Genomic DNA, 13,454 nt, shown 5'->3' on the forward strand with positions numbered 1-13,454 from the left:
CGCTCCCCGGGAATCAGCAAGCTGTTGCATGTGTCCTCGAGGGAGCTGTCCGTGAGCGTGAACACCAACGGGCTTCAGTATGCGCGACACAATGATGCTTGCGAACAGTGCGGACTGCAGGTGTGACCAGGTGAGGTGGTGCGCACGTTCCTGCGTCACATCGCTCAAAGCTGTGCTGAGTGGCGTGACTTCTGAGCCGACGATTATGGCTTCGGCAATCTGCTCGGTGGCGATCAATGCTTGCCTTCGCAGCTCTCGAACATATAGCTCGTCGCGCTGTGGATCGCCCTCCGGGAAGTCTGCCCCCGTGAAGTAGTGGTTCAGCATGGCGTCTTGATCATAGAGCGCACAGACCTGAGATCGCCCCCGTGGCGAAATTTGCTTGTCGGGAGGGTTGAAGATTTGTGCGCGGTGCCCGGAGGTCCTACTAGCTGGCCAGCGCGCGCTCCATCCGAAGCGGTGCCGGGCGCGGGGCACGGGCGCGCAGCAGGGCCAGGGCCAGGCCCAGCACCAGGCCACCGCCAAGCCCGCCCGCCGCGAAGAGCAGGGGAGAGGGACCGGCGGGCCGCTTCGGTTCGGCGGCCCGGGTGATCTGGGTCACCTCGACGCCGCCCCGGGCTCCGCTGGGCAGCTTGATCAGCTCGGGGAGCCTGCGGGTCTGCTCGGCCGCCACCGCATTGGCCAGCCCGGCGGCCTGGGCCGCGGTGCCGGCCTGCACGGTGGTCTCGATCACGGAGGTGGCCTCGCGTCGCTCCACCGTGGTCATGGCGACGGCCTGGTCATAGTCCAGACCCACCGCGCCCGCGGCCGGCTGCAGCACCAGCTGGGAGCCGCCCACCGCGGCATAGGTCTGGGCGATCGAGTCCAGGTAGTTGGAGGCGGCGTTCAGCTCGTCGACGGAGTCGGCACCTGCCACCGCCACCACCACCTCGGCGGTGGCCAGGTAGCGGGGCTGCTGGGCTCGCCCCGCCAGCAGTCCGAGCAGGGCACCCAGCAGGGCCAGGGTCAGCAGCAGGCGCCAGCTGCGGCGTCCCAGGGAGAGGTAGTCGGTCAGTTCCATCGGGGTCCTCGGGTCAGGGCCCGCCGGGCGGCGGGGTGCGAAGGGATCGTTGCGGCCGGGGGAGCGGCAGGACGGCGGACCACCCGCTGACGGCCGCGTCGTGCCCGTCGGGGCGCGCGGCGTCGGGCGGCATTGGTGAGGCTGAACAGGGCCAGCAGCCAGAACCACAGGTAGTTCAGGCCGGAGGCGCTCTCGTTGAACAGGGCGGAGGTGAAGAGCACCACCACAGCGGCCAGCGAGTAGCCGTGGGTGGCGGCGGTGACGCGCACGGCCGCGCGGCAGGCCGAGACGAAGATGACGACGTAGAGCAGTCCCGCCAGCAGGCCACCCATCAGCAGCGCCGCCAGGAAGGCGTTCTCGCTGGGCAGGCCGCCGGTGAGCCGGAGCAGCTCGTCGTCGCGCAGGCCGGGCTCGTGCAGCGGCGGGTAGCCGTAGCCGTAGGCGGCGTAGTCGCCCAGGTGCGCCAGGATCGTGGCCCAGATGGTGGTGCGACCCGTCCCGTTGACCAGGCTGTCGGTGGAGGTGGTGCCCAGCAGGTGCTCCAGCAGGGACTGCAGCAGCAGGGCGGCCCCCACCACCGCCAGGCTGATGGTGACCATCGCCCGCTCCAGCAGGTGACGGCGGTTGAAGAAGACGAACTGCAGCCCGACCGCCACCAGGCTGCCCAGGATCGCGGTCTTGCTGAGCGACTCCACCATCACGTACAGGCAGAGCACCAGCAGCACCAGGTTCGGCCAACCGCGCCGGGCCAGCACCTGGGCCAGGAAGAACAGGCCCACCAGGGCGGCCTCCAGGCCCAGCGTGATCGGGTGGCTGCCGCCGGTCAGGCGTGCCACCCCGGCGGTGCCCACCTCACGGTTGTCCAGCACCACAGCGATGCACAGGTGGGTGGCCGAGGCCAGGAAGACGGCATGGAAGAAGCTGCCGGGCGTGCGCTGCTCGCAGCAGTACAGGGCCAGCACGCCCATCGGCATCACCAGGTACTGCAGCAGGTCCGCCACCGGGTGGCCATTGGCCACGGTGCTCAGCCCGACGACGGTGCAGTAGGCCACCAGCGCGCCCAGCAGGCCGGGCCCGGGCAGGCTGCGGGGGAGGCGAGAGGGCAGTCCGTGGGCGCATTCCAGGGCGAGCACCAGCAGCAGCAGGGCGGTGAAACCCATCTTGCCCAGGCTGACCGCCGGCATCTGCAGCAGCGTCGCATTGAGCGGCAGGAAGACCAGGAAGCAGAACAGGGTCCACTCCACCACGGTCCGCCCGGAGTGCAGCAGCCGTTCCGGTGCCGTCTCCGCCATCGGTGGTGGCGGGTCGGCCATCGGTACCGCAGACGGGGCCGATGCGAGGGGTGCCCGACCGGGCGGGGGGGATGGCGGCGGAGCCCGTCTCCCCGACGGCTCCGGGCCGTGAGGGGCGGACAGCCAGACCCCTGATCCACGCAACTCTCCCCCGATCCTTGCGTCGCTGGGAATCGTAGCGGACAAAGGAATCCCCGGGGATCAAAGATCCCCGGGGAGAGGCTGGAAGCCTTGGCTCAGGCGGGCAGCACGCGGTTGGCCAGGCCGCGGCGCAGGCTGGTCAGACGACCTGCGGGGCGGGAGAGCTGGTAGTCGTGCGCGCGGGCCCAGAAGTCCACCAGCGCCTGGCTGGCCGGCTCGGGCGACCACAGGCGGCGGGCCCGCTCGGCGTGCTGGCGCGAGAGCTCCTCCAGCCTCGGCCGGTCGGTGCGCAGCTGCTCCAGCTTGGCGGCCAGCTCGGCGCGGTCGTCCTCGCCGAAGGTGCACCACTCGTCGCCCACCACATTGGGCAGCTCGCCGCTGCGGGAGGTGAGCGCGGGCAGGCCCACGGTCATCGCCTCGGCCACGGTGCGGCCGAACTGCTCGGCCCAGGGGCGGGTGGTGAGCGAGGGCTGCACCATCACGTGCGCGGCGGCCATCCGGGAGGCCAGCTCCTCGGCCGGGATCTGCCCGGTGAAGTCTAGTCGCACGCCCAGCCGGTCGGCCAGTTCGGCCAGCCGCTGCTGCTCGGGGCCGGCGCCGCAGGCGGTGAGGCGGTAGGAGCCGCGTGCCTCGAGGCTGCCGACGGCCTCCACCACGCGGTCGAAGCCCTTCTCCGGGTCCAGGCGGCCCAGCAGCAGGATCTCGAAGTCGGTGGCGTCGCCGCGCCAGGAGGAGGGTGTGAAGACCGGCGGCGGGATGATCGCGGGGGTCACGAAGGTGGGGATGCCGGGCACCATGCGCTCCACGGCGCGCGCGCCCTCCACATTCCAGCTGGCATAGCCGGCCAGCTGGCCGGCCACCGCCTGGGTGAGCGCATAGCGCACGACGGGCTTGGCGCCGTCGGTGAAGAACTGGTTCTCCGCACCGTGCAGGATCACGCCGGGGCGACGGCTGAACTCCAGCAGGGCGGGGATGCCCCAGGGCTCGCTGTTGATGTGGATGATGTCGGGGGCGAAGGCGTCCAGCTCGCGCGACATCCCCTTCAGGCGGCGGAAGGTGAGCTGCTCCTTGAGCACGTGCGCGGTCTCCAGGCCCACCTGGAAGTCCGGGATGCCGGGCTCGTCGCCGGCCGGGGCGATGACGCGCAGGTCGGCCACCTTGTCGCGAGCGGCGTACCAGAGGCGGTTGCTGAGCGGTCGCGACTCGGTGGAGACGACGGCCACGCGCAGGTCGTGGGGTGAGGTCATGGTTGTCCTTTCATCGAGCGTCCGAGGTCGACGGCGACCTCTGGACCATCCAGGCGACCAGGGCGATGGCCGCATTCTGCAGGAGCAGGAGCATCAGGTAGCCGTCGACGCTGTGCGTGGCGGCCATCACGAGCATGAGCACGATCATCAGCGCACCGGAGATGGTGCGTGCCCAGGAGATCGGGCGGTAGCGCCCGAAGACCTTGACCGTGGCCAGCCAAGTGGAGGCGACGGCATTCATCCAGGTGGAGATGCCACCCAGCAGCAGGGCCATCCGCGAGACATTCGCGTCGTGGCCGAAGACCAGCGGCGCCACCCACGGCCCCAGGGCCACGGCGGCCAGGGTGACCAGGGCGCCGATCACGCTCAGGCCCAGCATGGCCTTGCGTCGCAGCCCCGCCGAGGCGGCGTGGCCGCGCTGGGTCAGTGCCGGCACCAGCCACATGGACATGCCGGTGAAGATCATCGCCAGCGGCGAGTACAGCGTGGTGACCACCCGCACGCCACCCACCGTGGCCTTGCTGGCCAGGGCGGCCAGCAGGTAGGAGGAGACATTGGTGGAGACGAAGTAGGCCACCGAGTCCTGCAGCAGCGGCATGCCCAGCGGGCGGCAGACGCTGCGCCACCAGCGGCCGGTCTGGCCCGGCATCACCGGGCCGGCCAGCCAGCGGGCGGTGGGGATCATGCCCACGACGAAGCCCAGCGCATAGCTGGTGAGGATCCAGCCGATGCCCAGCCGTCCGAGCAGCACCCCCAGGCCCAGACCGCCCAGGGTGACGAGCATCAGCAGCAGGTCGCTGACGAAGGCCCGCCAGGTGTCGGCCCGCTTGTAAGCGGAATAACGGCCGGCGTCCTGCAGCACGAAGAGCGCGGCGCAGGGCCCGGCGATCAGCCACGGCCCCCAGCCGCCACCGGCCACCCAGGCCACCACCAGGGTGGGCAGCGCCACCAGCAGGCTGCTGCCCAGCACCACGGTGCGCAGCTCGGCGCCGAAGGCGGTGGCGTCCATCTGGTCGCCCTGGTGGGCACGGCGCGGGAAGACCGACAGTCGGCTGGACAGCCAGGGGTCGGTGACCAGGGTCCGCTCGAAGCCGAGGCAGGCCAGCATGGTCATCGAGACCAGGGCGTAGACGCCGAGCGCGGCCACACCACCGGTGCGCGAGACCATCACCGACAGGGCCAGGTTCGTGACCGCGATCACGCCCTGGTCGCCGACGGCCGGGAACCAGCCCGGCAGCCGACCCAGCAGGCCGGCCCACCGTGACGGCGGGGCGGCAGGGGTCACTGCTCGATGCCCGGTTCAGGGCGACGTTCCAGGGGCTTGGCGGGATTGCCGGCCACGACGCTGCCGGGGGCGACGTCCTTGGTCACCACGGCCCCAGCGGCCACGACGGCATCGCCGCCGACGGTGACGCCGCCCAGGATCAGGGCGCTGGCGCCGATCTCGACACCGTCCTCGATCACCGGGGAGGGGCCGTCGGCGCGCTGGTGGCCGATGGTGATGCCGTGGCGCAGCTTCACGCCGGAGCCGATCACCGCATGGTCGTTCACCACCAGGCCGGTGCGGTGGTAGATGGTCAGGCCGGGGCCCACGACGGTGGCGGGGCGCAGCTCCACCTTGAGCACGATCTCGCTCAGGAAGCGGCTGGCCACGGTGGCGGCCATGGCCACCGGGTGGCGGCGGCCGAAGCGTCCGATGGTCCACTGCGCGCCACGCAGCCCGAGCAGCAGCAGCTGCGAGGCCGGCTCGCGGCGGTTCGCGGCCAGGTCGGCGCGCACCACGTCGACGAGACGGTGCTCGCCGTATGGATATGGCTGGGTCATGCTGGTCCTTCCCCCGAGGGGTGCCGGTCTGGCGGAAGCCGCCGCGCACCCGCAAAGAGACTACTGGCCCAGCCGTGCCCGCCGGGGGCTCCAGAGTCTTTCCACAGCTGGCTTTCAAGATTCAACTAGTGGCCGAAAGTCCTTGCCTGCAAGGTAAAGGGAGCAATTCTCATGGTGCGCTGTGGGGAAGCTGGCAGGCTGTGACCGAGCAGCAGGCCCGCGGCTATGCTGCCTATCAGCCGGATCACGATCGGGGGATCGGTCCGGTGTTTGAAAGGATCGGGGACTTACATGAGCGACGTCAGGTCGTCGGAGGTCGGTGCGCTGGGCGCATCCTCTTCCGTGGCAAGGATCGATGTGGCCGGCGTGCCCTTCTGGGCCACCACGCTGGACCAGGCCGCCGAGGACACGGTGACCTCCTTCACGGGTCGCGGACCGGTGGACGGCGGTGTGCCGATCCGCCTGATGAACTCCTACTGCGTGGCCCTGGCCAGCACCGACCCCGCCTACATGCGCCTGGTCAACGACTCCGGCATCAACTATCCCGACGGCCGCTGGGTGGCCTGGGTGATGCAGCGCACCTCCAAGGAGCCCTCGGGCCAGGTGCGCGGGCCCAGCTACTTCGTGCGCACCCTGGAGCTCGGTGTGCCCCATGGCACCCGCCACTACTTCTTCGGCACCACCGACGAGACGCTGCGCCTGATGGACGAGCGGCTCACCGCTCGCTTCCCGGGCCTGGTCATCGCCGGCACCTCCGCGGCACCCTTCGCACCGGTCGAGGAGATCCTCACCGACGAGGTGGTGGACCAGATCCGCGCCACCAACCCGGACATCGTCTGGGTGGGCCTCGGCACCCCGAAGCAGGACTGGGTGGCCCAGGGCCTGGCCGAGCGCCTCGGCCTGCCGGTGGCCGCCGTCGGCGCCGCCTTCGACTTCGCCGCGGGCAGCACGCCCGAGGCGCCGCAGATCTTCCAGCGCCTGGGCATGGAATGGCTCTTCCGGCTCGTCACCGAGCCCCGTCGGCTGTGGAAGCGCTACCTGTGGGGCAACAGCCGTTACCTGCAGCAGGTGGTTCCCCAGCTGCTGCGTCGTGGGGTGGACCAGCGACGATGAGGATCGCCGTGGTGCACAGCTTCTACTCCAGCGCCTTCCCCTCGGGCGAGAACCAGGTGGTCCTCGACCAGGTGGAGCTGCTGGCGTCGGCCGGTCATGAGGTGAAGCTCTTCGCCCGCCACACCGACGAGGAGCAGGGTGCCCGGCTGTACAAGCTGCGCAGCGCGCTCTCGGCGGCCACCATCGCCGGCCCGGACCCGGGCCCGGAGCTGGACGACTTCGCACCCGACGTGGTGCACGTGCACAACCTGTTCCCCAACTGGGGCACCGCCTGGCTGGAGCGCCATGCCCACCACCTGGTGGTCACCCAGCACAACTTCCGCCCGATGTGCGCCGCCGCCACGCTCTTCCGCGACGGCCACGACTGCGAGGACTGCCTCGACAAGGGCGCGCAGGAGGCCCTGCGCCACCGCTGCTACCGCGACTCGCTGGTGGCCACCCTCCCGCTGGCCTGGGCCAGCCGGGATCGCGGCAGCCACCACCCGATCGTGCGCCATGCCCGCCGCATCGTCGTGCTCAACGAGCGCGCCCGCGCCATCTTCGAGCAGGCCTGCCCCGGCAGGGTCTCGCAGGTGGTCAACTTCGTGAAGCCGCAGCAGCCCACCGCCGAGGTGGGCCAGGAATGGCTCGCGGTGGCACGGCTCACGCCGGAGAAGGGCGTGCTGCGCCTGCTGGGCCAGATGCCCGAGGGCGAGCGGCTGGCCGTAATCGGCTCCGGCAGCGACGAGCAGGAGATCGCCGAGCGCTGCCAGGCCTCCGGCGGCAGCTGGCGCTTCCTGGGCCAGCGCAACCGCGAGCAGGTGCTGGAGCAGATGCGCGCCGCCCGTGGCCTGGTCATCCCCAGCCTCAACTCCGAGGGCATCCCGACGGTGGCGCTCGAGGCGCTCAGCGCCGGCACCCCGCTGCTGCTCAGCAGTGCCATGACCTCCGCCCCCGAGCTCACCCGCGACGGGGCCGGCGAGATCTACGGCCCCGCCGACCCGGCCTCGCTGGCCCGCGCCATGACGGCCGTCGCCGAGGGTGGCACCGCCCGGCGCGAGGCCGCGCGTCGCCTCTACGAGCGCGAGTACTCGCCCGAGGTCTGGGCGCAGCGCATCGACGAGGTCTACCGCGAGGTCGTGGGCCGGTGAGCCTGCGCGAACGACTGCTCCCGGTACGGCGCCCGCGCCGTGCCGCCGACGACACCCTGCTGCTGCGCCGGATGCCGCTGATCGGCGCCCTGGCGCTGGTCTGGGTGCTGCTGGTCGACTGGGCCACCACGGTGCGGATCGGTGGGCCCTCGCTCTCGGCGATGCTCACCCTGGGTACCGCGGCGCTGATGCTCCTGCTGCTGCCCACCGTCATCCATTCCGTGGTGACGGGACGGATGGGCTCCTGGCGCGGCACCGACCGGCCGGTGATGACCCCGATCAGCCTGGCGCTCTTCCTGCTGGTGGCGCTGCTGCGGCTGCCGGCCAATCCGAGCATGGAGGGCGTGCAGAATGTCTGCGTCTACGTGGGCTTCGTGCTGGCCATCGTGCTCACCGCCGACGCAGCCGACCACTGGGACCTGGAGCGTTGGGGCCGCGTGCTGCCGCTGGCCGCGCTGCTGGTGAGCTTGCTCTTCTTCATCACCTTCGTGCTGCTCAAGTTCCCGCTCTACGGCGACCGCTCCTTCGCGCTCTCCTCGCTGGTCTTCATGGCCCTGGTGGTGCCCTGGCGGGGTGGCGGCGTGCTGCGCTGGGCCCCGTGGATCATCGCCGCCTGCACCGTGCTGAGCCTGTCGCGCACCGCCTCGGTGATCGCCATCATGGGCCTGGCCTTCATGGTGGTGCGCGGACCGCGTCGCGGCCGGGTGCTCAAGGCGGGGCTGATCGCGCTGGCCGCCGCCCTCTCGGTGGTGGTCCTCTGGTTCGCCTATGCGCCCTTCCGTGAGCGCTTCACCAGTGGCGACGCCGCCGTGCAGGTGGGCGGCACCTCGCTCAACACCTCCGGCCGCTCCAACCTGTGGGCCGCGGCCTGGGAGAGCGCCGTGCAGCGCCCGATCCTGGGCCACGGGCCCGGCTCGGCCACGGAGCTGATCACCGAGAAGTTCATCACCATCTCGCAGCCCCACAACGAGTACCTGCGCATCTTCCACGACTTCGGTGTGGTGGGCCTGGCCTTCTACCTGTGGGGCATGCTCGCCCTGCTGGCCCTGGTCTGGCGACGGGCCCGTCGCCACGACCGACCCATCGACTGGGCCGCCGTGATCGCCCTGCTGGGCATCCTGCTCGCCTCCATCACCGACAACATGATCATCTACCCCTTCGTGATGGTCCCGGCCGGCGTCATCGTCGGCCTCTCCCTGGCAGCCACCGACCCGCCGGCCCCGGCCGAGCCGGTCGAGGCGCTGCCGCAGCTCCAGACCACTTCCCCCGAAGCCCCATGAGCGCGCCGGCACCAGTCGGTACGCCCGAACCATCGAGGAACAGGAAAGACATGGCCAAGAAGGCTTTCATCACCGGTATCACCGGCCAGGACGGCTCCTACCTGGCAGAGCTCCTGCTGTCCAAGGGCTACGAGGTGCACGGCCTGATCCGTCGTGCCTCCACCTTCAACACCCACCGGATCGACCACCTCTACACCGATCCGCACGAGGCCGACACCAAGCTCTTCCTGCACTACGGAGACCTGTCCGACGGCGCCCGCCTGGTCACCCTGATGGACACCATCCGTCCTGACGAGGTCTACAACCTGGCCGCCCAGAGCCACGTGCGCGTCTCCTTCGACGAGCCGGAGCACACCGCCGACACCACCGGCACCGGCACCGTCCGCCTGCTGGAGGCCGTCCGCCAGGCCGGCATCAGCCCGCGCTTCTACCAGGCCTCCACCTCGGAGCTCTTCGGCGCCACCCCGCCGCCGCAGAACGAGGAGACCCCGATGTACCCGCGCTCGCCCTACGGCGCCGCGAAGATGTACTCCTACTGGATCACCAAGAACTACCGCGAGGCCTACGACCTGCACGCGGTCAACGGCATCCTGTTCAACCACGAGTCGCCCCGTCGTGGCGAGACCTTCGTGACCCGCAAGATCACCCGCGCGGTGGCCGCCATCAAGGCCGGCCAGCAGAAGGACCTCTACATGGGCAACATCGACTCGGTGCGCGACTGGGGTTACGCGCCCGAGTTCGTCGAGGGGATGTGGCGCATGCTGCAGGTGGACGAGCCCGAGGACTTCGTGCTGGCCACCGGCCAGGACTACACGGTGCGCGACTTCCTGCAGTTCGCCTTCGAGGCCGCGGACCTGGACTGGGAGAAGTACGTCAAGTTCGACGAGCGCTACCTGCGCCCCACCGAGGTGGACGCCCTGATCGGCGATCCCTCGAAGGCCAAGGAGAAGCTGGGCTGGGAGGCCAAGGTGCACACCCCCGAGCTGGCCCGCATCATGGTGGAGAGTGACATGAAGGCGCTGGCCGACGGCAAGGCGCACGACGTGGACGTCCCCAAGGTCGAGTGGGCCGTCGACTGGTCCAAGAAGGGCTGAGCATGGCTGCGACCTCCGGGGCCTCGCGCCCGACCGCCAGCGGTGCCGCCATGGCACGACGACAGGAGACGATGGAAATGAACGACTACCTGAAGGCGGTTCTGAAGAACCTGCCGATCGTGATCGCGTGCACGGTGCTGGGGCTCCTCGCGGGCCTCGGCGTCTCCGCCGCGCTCCCGAAGACCTACACCTCCAGCTCCCAGCTGATGTTCGAGATGTCCGGTGCCAAGGACGTCAACGAGATCAGCCAGGCCGCCACCTACACCCAGGCGCAGATGCCCACCTTCGAGGCGCTGGCCTCGTCGCCGCTGGTGCTGCAGCCGGTGATCAAGGCGCAGAAGCTGGACGCCACGGCCACCGATCTGGCCGAGCAGGTGAAGGTCTCGCAGGTGCCGCAGTCGGTCATGCTCGACATCCAGGCCGAGGGGGAGACCCCGGAGGAGGCGCAGAAGATCGCCAAGGGGATCGCCGACGAGCTGGTCAAGCAGGTCACCGGTGCCCCCACCCAGGCCGGTGACGTGAAGATGGTGCCCACCATCACCGCTCCCGCCAACCTGCCCGATGCCCCGTCGGCTCCGAACAAGGGCGTCAACGCCCTAGCCGGCCTGGTCTTCGGCGCCCTGCTGGGCGTGCTGGCCGCGGTCATCCGTGAGGCGCTGCGCAGCCGTCGGATCGGCGGCCCCGACGTCGTCCCCACCCGCACCCAGGAGGCCCGGGCATGAGCACCGACTTCACCCCGGCACCGCTGGACCGCTCCGCGCGGGTCTACGTGGCCGGCCACCGCGGCCTGGTCGGCGGCGCCATCGTGCGCCACCTGCAGGAGGCGGGCTTCACCGACATCGTCACCCGCACCCATGCGGAGCTGGACCTGACCGATCGCCAGGCCGTGGCGGACTTCTTCGCCGAGCAGAAGCCCACCTATGTCTTCCTGGCGGCGGCCAAGGTGGGCGGCATCCTGGCCAATAACACCTACCCCTACGACTTCATCAGCCAGAACCTGCAGATCCAGGTGAACGTGATGGACGCCGCGCTGGAGCAAGGTGTGGACCGGCTGCTCTTCCTGGGCAGCTCCTGCATCTACCCCAAGCTGGCCGACCAGCCGATCACCGAGGACGCCCTGCTGACGGGCTACCTGGAGGAGACCAACGACGCCTACGCGATCGCGAAGATCGCCGGCATCCTGCAGGTGCAGGCCGCGCGTCGCCAGCACGGCGTGCACTGGATCAGCGCCATGCCCACCAACCTCTACGGCCCCGGCGACAACTTCTCGCCCAAGGGTTCGCACGTGCTGCCCGCGCTGATCCGTCGCTATGACGACGCCGCCGCGAACGGCACCGAGGTGGTCACCAACTGGGGTACCGGCAGCCCGCGCCGCGAATTCCTGCACGTCGACGACATGGCCTCGGCCTGCCTGCACCTGATGGAGCACTACGACGGCCCGCAGCAGGTCAACGTGGGCACCGGGACCGACACCACCATCCGCGAGGTGGCCGAGCTGATCGCCGAGATCGTCGGCTACACCGGCCAGGTGGAGTGGGACACCTCCAAGCCCGACGGCACCCCGCAGAAGCTGCTCGACGTGAGCAAGCTGAAGGGGGAGGGCTGGGAGCCTCGCCACGACCTGCGCTCCGGCCTGGAGCACACCATCGAGTGGTACCGCCAGAACAAGGACGACATCCGGGAGTGATCCCCGCCGTCACCGCCTCGAGCCCCGCCGTCGTGCGAGGCTCGTCGCATGTCCGGACGGGGTTCGCCCGCGCCCGCGGCGGTCAGCCGTCGGTCAGCGGGTAGCTGCCGTCCTCCTGGCGTCCTGCGGTGGCCAGCCGCAGCGGCGGCAGGTAGCTGGCGGGATCGCTGGCCCTGATGGCCAGCCGCGCGCCCGGGACGGGCGCTGCCAGGCGATGCACCAGCTGCTTGCTGCCGGGCAGCACGGTACGCAGGTCCCCGATCAGGGCGACGGGCTCGCCGTCGACCAGCAGCTCCAGCCGCCAGTTGTCGTAGGTGGGGGCGACGCCGTGGTTGGTCCAGTGGGTGGTGATCGTGATGGTCTCGCCCTCGCGCCAGTCCTCGGGCAGCTCCACCCGGTCGAGGCCGAGCCGGAAACCGGCGAGCTTGTTGGCCTGTTCGAAGGCCGAGCGGTCCGCCGCCGACATCTGGGCGTGGGTGCGCGGCTTGTTGCCCGAGCTGAGCACCGAGACGTGCAGGTCTCGCACATTCTCCAGCCCGCGGGCCATGGTGACCTGCTGCGAGGCGCCCCATTCCGTCACCACCGGTCCGCGCTTCCACAGGTCCCGGTAGCCGGCCACCTGGTCGTAGGCCAGCTCCTGGCCGCCCAGGAAATCGTAGCGGGTGCCCCAGCGGCCGCTCGTGCCGAAGACCTGCGGCATCACCTCGAAACCGGGACTCATCGCTGGGCCGAGCACCCAGGTGTGGGGGAAGGCGTCGCGGGTGGCCTCCGCGATCCGTCGGAAGGAGGCGGGCTTCATGCCGTGCCCCCAGGCCTCGTCCCAGAAGTGCTCGCCCCAGGCGCCGAAGCCGGAGATGTCGACGGCCCACAGCCGGGGGTCGGCATCGGCATGGGCGGCCAGGGCGCGCACCAGGGCGATCCAGGAGTCCAGGTAACCGGCGCTGTCCCAGTCGGGGCAGCGGAAGGCGGCACCCCCGCCGCTGGGGCGCACCGTCCGGGTGGGCACCCAGCTGGGTGCCTCCGGCTCATGGTCGGGCAGGTACCAGGGCATGATGCGCCAGGTGAGCCGGCCCCCGAGCTTCCCGGCGCGCTCCAGGGCCTGGTCCAGGATGGTCCAGTCGTACTGCCCACGTCGCTTCTCGATGGTGCGCCAGCCGCCGTCGGGCCGCTGGTAGAGGTCCACCACGGGCCAGCCGGCCGGGTCCGCGGCCTGCCCCAGCCACAGGTTCTGGCCCCGTCCGGAATTGGCGATCTCGGGATGGTCCAGCCCGATCCGGTCCAGGGTGACCGGCCCGCTGGTGCGGCGCGCGGAGCAGCCCACCGTGGCGGCGAGCGCCACGGCGCCGGGGCCGGCGAGCAGGGTGCGCCGTGAGAGCGGGGACATGGTGCGCCTGACGTGGTGGGTGGACCGGATGCCTCGAGGCTAGCCCGGCGGACCAAGCCGACAGCCCCCGGGTCGGCGGTCTCGTGGTGGCCCCTCCGGCGCGGGCCCAGAAGGCCAGCAGGAGAAGGGATCTGTGGTTGCAATGGTTGTGCGGGAGGGCTCGCCCCGGTCTGGGACGAATGCCCCACAGGGCTCTGGTCAG

The 13,454-nt window shown here is 70.7% G+C and carries 12 protein-coding genes; 6 read left to right on the forward strand and 6 right to left on the reverse strand.

Annotation, left to right across the window (positions count from 1 at the left end):
- Positions 1-427: 427 nt before the first annotated feature.
- The 5 genes from ABD073_RS02725 to ABD073_RS02745 all read right to left on the reverse strand — a co-directional run bounded on the left by ABD073_RS02725 (position 428) and on the right by ABD073_RS02745 (position 5,564).
- On the reverse strand, positions 428-1,060 hold the full coding sequence (locus ABD073_RS02725; RefSeq protein WP_343872228.1) for a YveK family protein: 633 nt from the start codon (positions 1,058-1,060) through the stop codon (positions 428-430).
- On the reverse strand, positions 1,051-2,352 hold the full coding sequence (locus ABD073_RS02730) for an O-antigen ligase family protein (protein ID WP_343872229.1): 1,302 nt from the start codon (positions 2,350-2,352) through the stop codon (positions 1,051-1,053). The genes ABD073_RS02725 and ABD073_RS02730 overlap by 10 nt, the downstream gene beginning before the upstream one ends.
- Positions 2,353-2,588: 236 nt before the next feature.
- Complete coding sequence (locus ABD073_RS02735) at positions 2,589-3,740, reverse strand: glycosyltransferase family 4 protein (RefSeq protein ID WP_343872230.1); 1,152 nt, start codon at positions 3,738-3,740, stop codon at positions 2,589-2,591.
- Between the two features lie 10 nt (positions 3,741-3,750).
- Positions 3,751-5,025, reverse strand: a complete 1,275-nt coding sequence (locus tag ABD073_RS02740; RefSeq protein WP_343872231.1) for an MATE family efflux transporter — start codon at positions 5,023-5,025, stop codon at positions 3,751-3,753.
- Positions 5,022-5,564 (reverse strand): LbetaH domain-containing protein, encoded by a 543-nt coding sequence (locus tag ABD073_RS02745; RefSeq protein WP_343872232.1) that lies wholly within the window; start codon positions 5,562-5,564, stop codon positions 5,022-5,024. Before ABD073_RS02745 ends, ABD073_RS02740 begins: the two co-directional genes overlap by 4 nt.
- 342 nt (positions 5,565-5,906) lie before the next feature.
- On the opposite strand from ABD073_RS02745, the gene ABD073_RS02750 reads away from it, so the two are divergent.
- The 6 genes from ABD073_RS02750 to ABD073_RS02775 all read left to right on the forward strand — a co-directional run bounded on the left by ABD073_RS02750 (position 5,907) and on the right by ABD073_RS02775 (position 11,868).
- Positions 5,907-6,677, forward strand: coding sequence for a WecB/TagA/CpsF family glycosyltransferase (locus tag ABD073_RS02750; RefSeq protein WP_343872233.1), 771 nt, complete (start codon positions 5,907-5,909; stop codon positions 6,675-6,677).
- Positions 6,674-7,807 carry a glycosyltransferase family 4 protein gene (locus tag ABD073_RS02755; RefSeq protein WP_343872234.1) on the forward strand — a complete coding sequence of 378 codons (1,134 nt, stop codon included), beginning with the start codon at positions 6,674-6,676 and terminating at the stop codon, positions 7,805-7,807. The genes ABD073_RS02750 and ABD073_RS02755 overlap by 4 nt, the downstream gene beginning before the upstream one ends.
- On the forward strand, positions 7,804-9,087 hold the full coding sequence (locus tag ABD073_RS02760) for an O-antigen ligase family protein (protein WP_343872236.1): 1,284 nt from the start codon (positions 7,804-7,806) through the stop codon (positions 9,085-9,087). Before ABD073_RS02755 ends, ABD073_RS02760 begins: the two co-directional genes overlap by 4 nt.
- A 50-nt stretch (positions 9,088-9,137) precedes the next feature.
- The gene (gene gmd, locus ABD073_RS02765; protein WP_343872237.1) at positions 9,138-10,181 is read left to right on the forward strand and encodes a GDP-mannose 4,6-dehydratase; all 1,044 of its coding nucleotides are present in this window, start codon (positions 9,138-9,140) and stop codon (positions 10,179-10,181) included.
- 77 nt (positions 10,182-10,258) lie between these two features.
- On the forward strand, positions 10,259-10,903 hold the full coding sequence (locus tag ABD073_RS02770) for a YveK family protein (RefSeq protein ID WP_343872238.1): 645 nt from the start codon (positions 10,259-10,261) through the stop codon (positions 10,901-10,903).
- Positions 10,900-11,868, forward strand: a complete 969-nt coding sequence (locus ABD073_RS02775) for a GDP-L-fucose synthase family protein (RefSeq protein ID WP_343872239.1) — start codon at positions 10,900-10,902, stop codon at positions 11,866-11,868. The genes ABD073_RS02770 and ABD073_RS02775 overlap by 4 nt, the downstream gene beginning before the upstream one ends.
- 82 nt (positions 11,869-11,950) lie before the next feature.
- On the opposite strand, the gene ABD073_RS02780 is transcribed toward ABD073_RS02775, so the two are convergent.
- On the reverse strand, positions 11,951-13,252 hold the full coding sequence (locus ABD073_RS02780) for a DUF4832 domain-containing protein (RefSeq protein ID WP_343872240.1): 1,302 nt from the start codon (positions 13,250-13,252) through the stop codon (positions 11,951-11,953).
- Positions 13,253-13,454 lie beyond the last annotated feature (202 nt).

Origin of the sequence: Luteococcus peritonei, assembly GCF_039526385.1 — a bacterium.
In the GTDB taxonomy this organism is placed as follows: domain Bacteria; phylum Actinomycetota; class Actinomycetes; order Propionibacteriales; family Propionibacteriaceae; genus Luteococcus; species Luteococcus peritonei.

What these genes read in the sequence shown, in the direction of transcription:
- ABD073_RS02770 (WP_343872238.1), top strand. Translation starts at nt 10,259, where the DNA reads ATGAACGACTACCTGAAGGCGGTTCTGAAGAACCTGCCGATCGTGATC.
- ABD073_RS02780 (WP_343872240.1), bottom strand. Translation starts at nt 13,252, where the DNA reads ATGTCCCCGCTCTCACGGCGCACCCTGCTCGCCGGCCCCGGCGCCGTG.
- ABD073_RS02735 (WP_343872230.1), bottom strand. Translation starts at nt 3,740, where the DNA reads ATGACCTCACCCCACGACCTGCGCGTGGCCGTCGTCTCCACCGAGTCG.
- ABD073_RS02730 (WP_343872229.1), bottom strand. Translation starts at nt 2,352, where the DNA reads ATGGCGGAGACGGCACCGGAACGGCTGCTGCACTCCGGGCGGACCGTG.
- ABD073_RS02775 (WP_343872239.1), top strand. Translation starts at nt 10,900, where the DNA reads ATGAGCACCGACTTCACCCCGGCACCGCTGGACCGCTCCGCGCGGGTC.
- ABD073_RS02755 (WP_343872234.1), top strand. Translation starts at nt 6,674, where the DNA reads ATGAGGATCGCCGTGGTGCACAGCTTCTACTCCAGCGCCTTCCCCTCG.
- ABD073_RS02725 (WP_343872228.1), bottom strand. Translation starts at nt 1,060, where the DNA reads ATGGAACTGACCGACTACCTCTCCCTGGGACGCCGCAGCTGGCGCCTG.
- ABD073_RS02745 (WP_343872232.1), bottom strand. Translation starts at nt 5,564, where the DNA reads ATGACCCAGCCATATCCATACGGCGAGCACCGTCTCGTCGACGTGGTG.
- gmd (WP_343872237.1), top strand. Translation starts at nt 9,138, where the DNA reads ATGGCCAAGAAGGCTTTCATCACCGGTATCACCGGCCAGGACGGCTCC.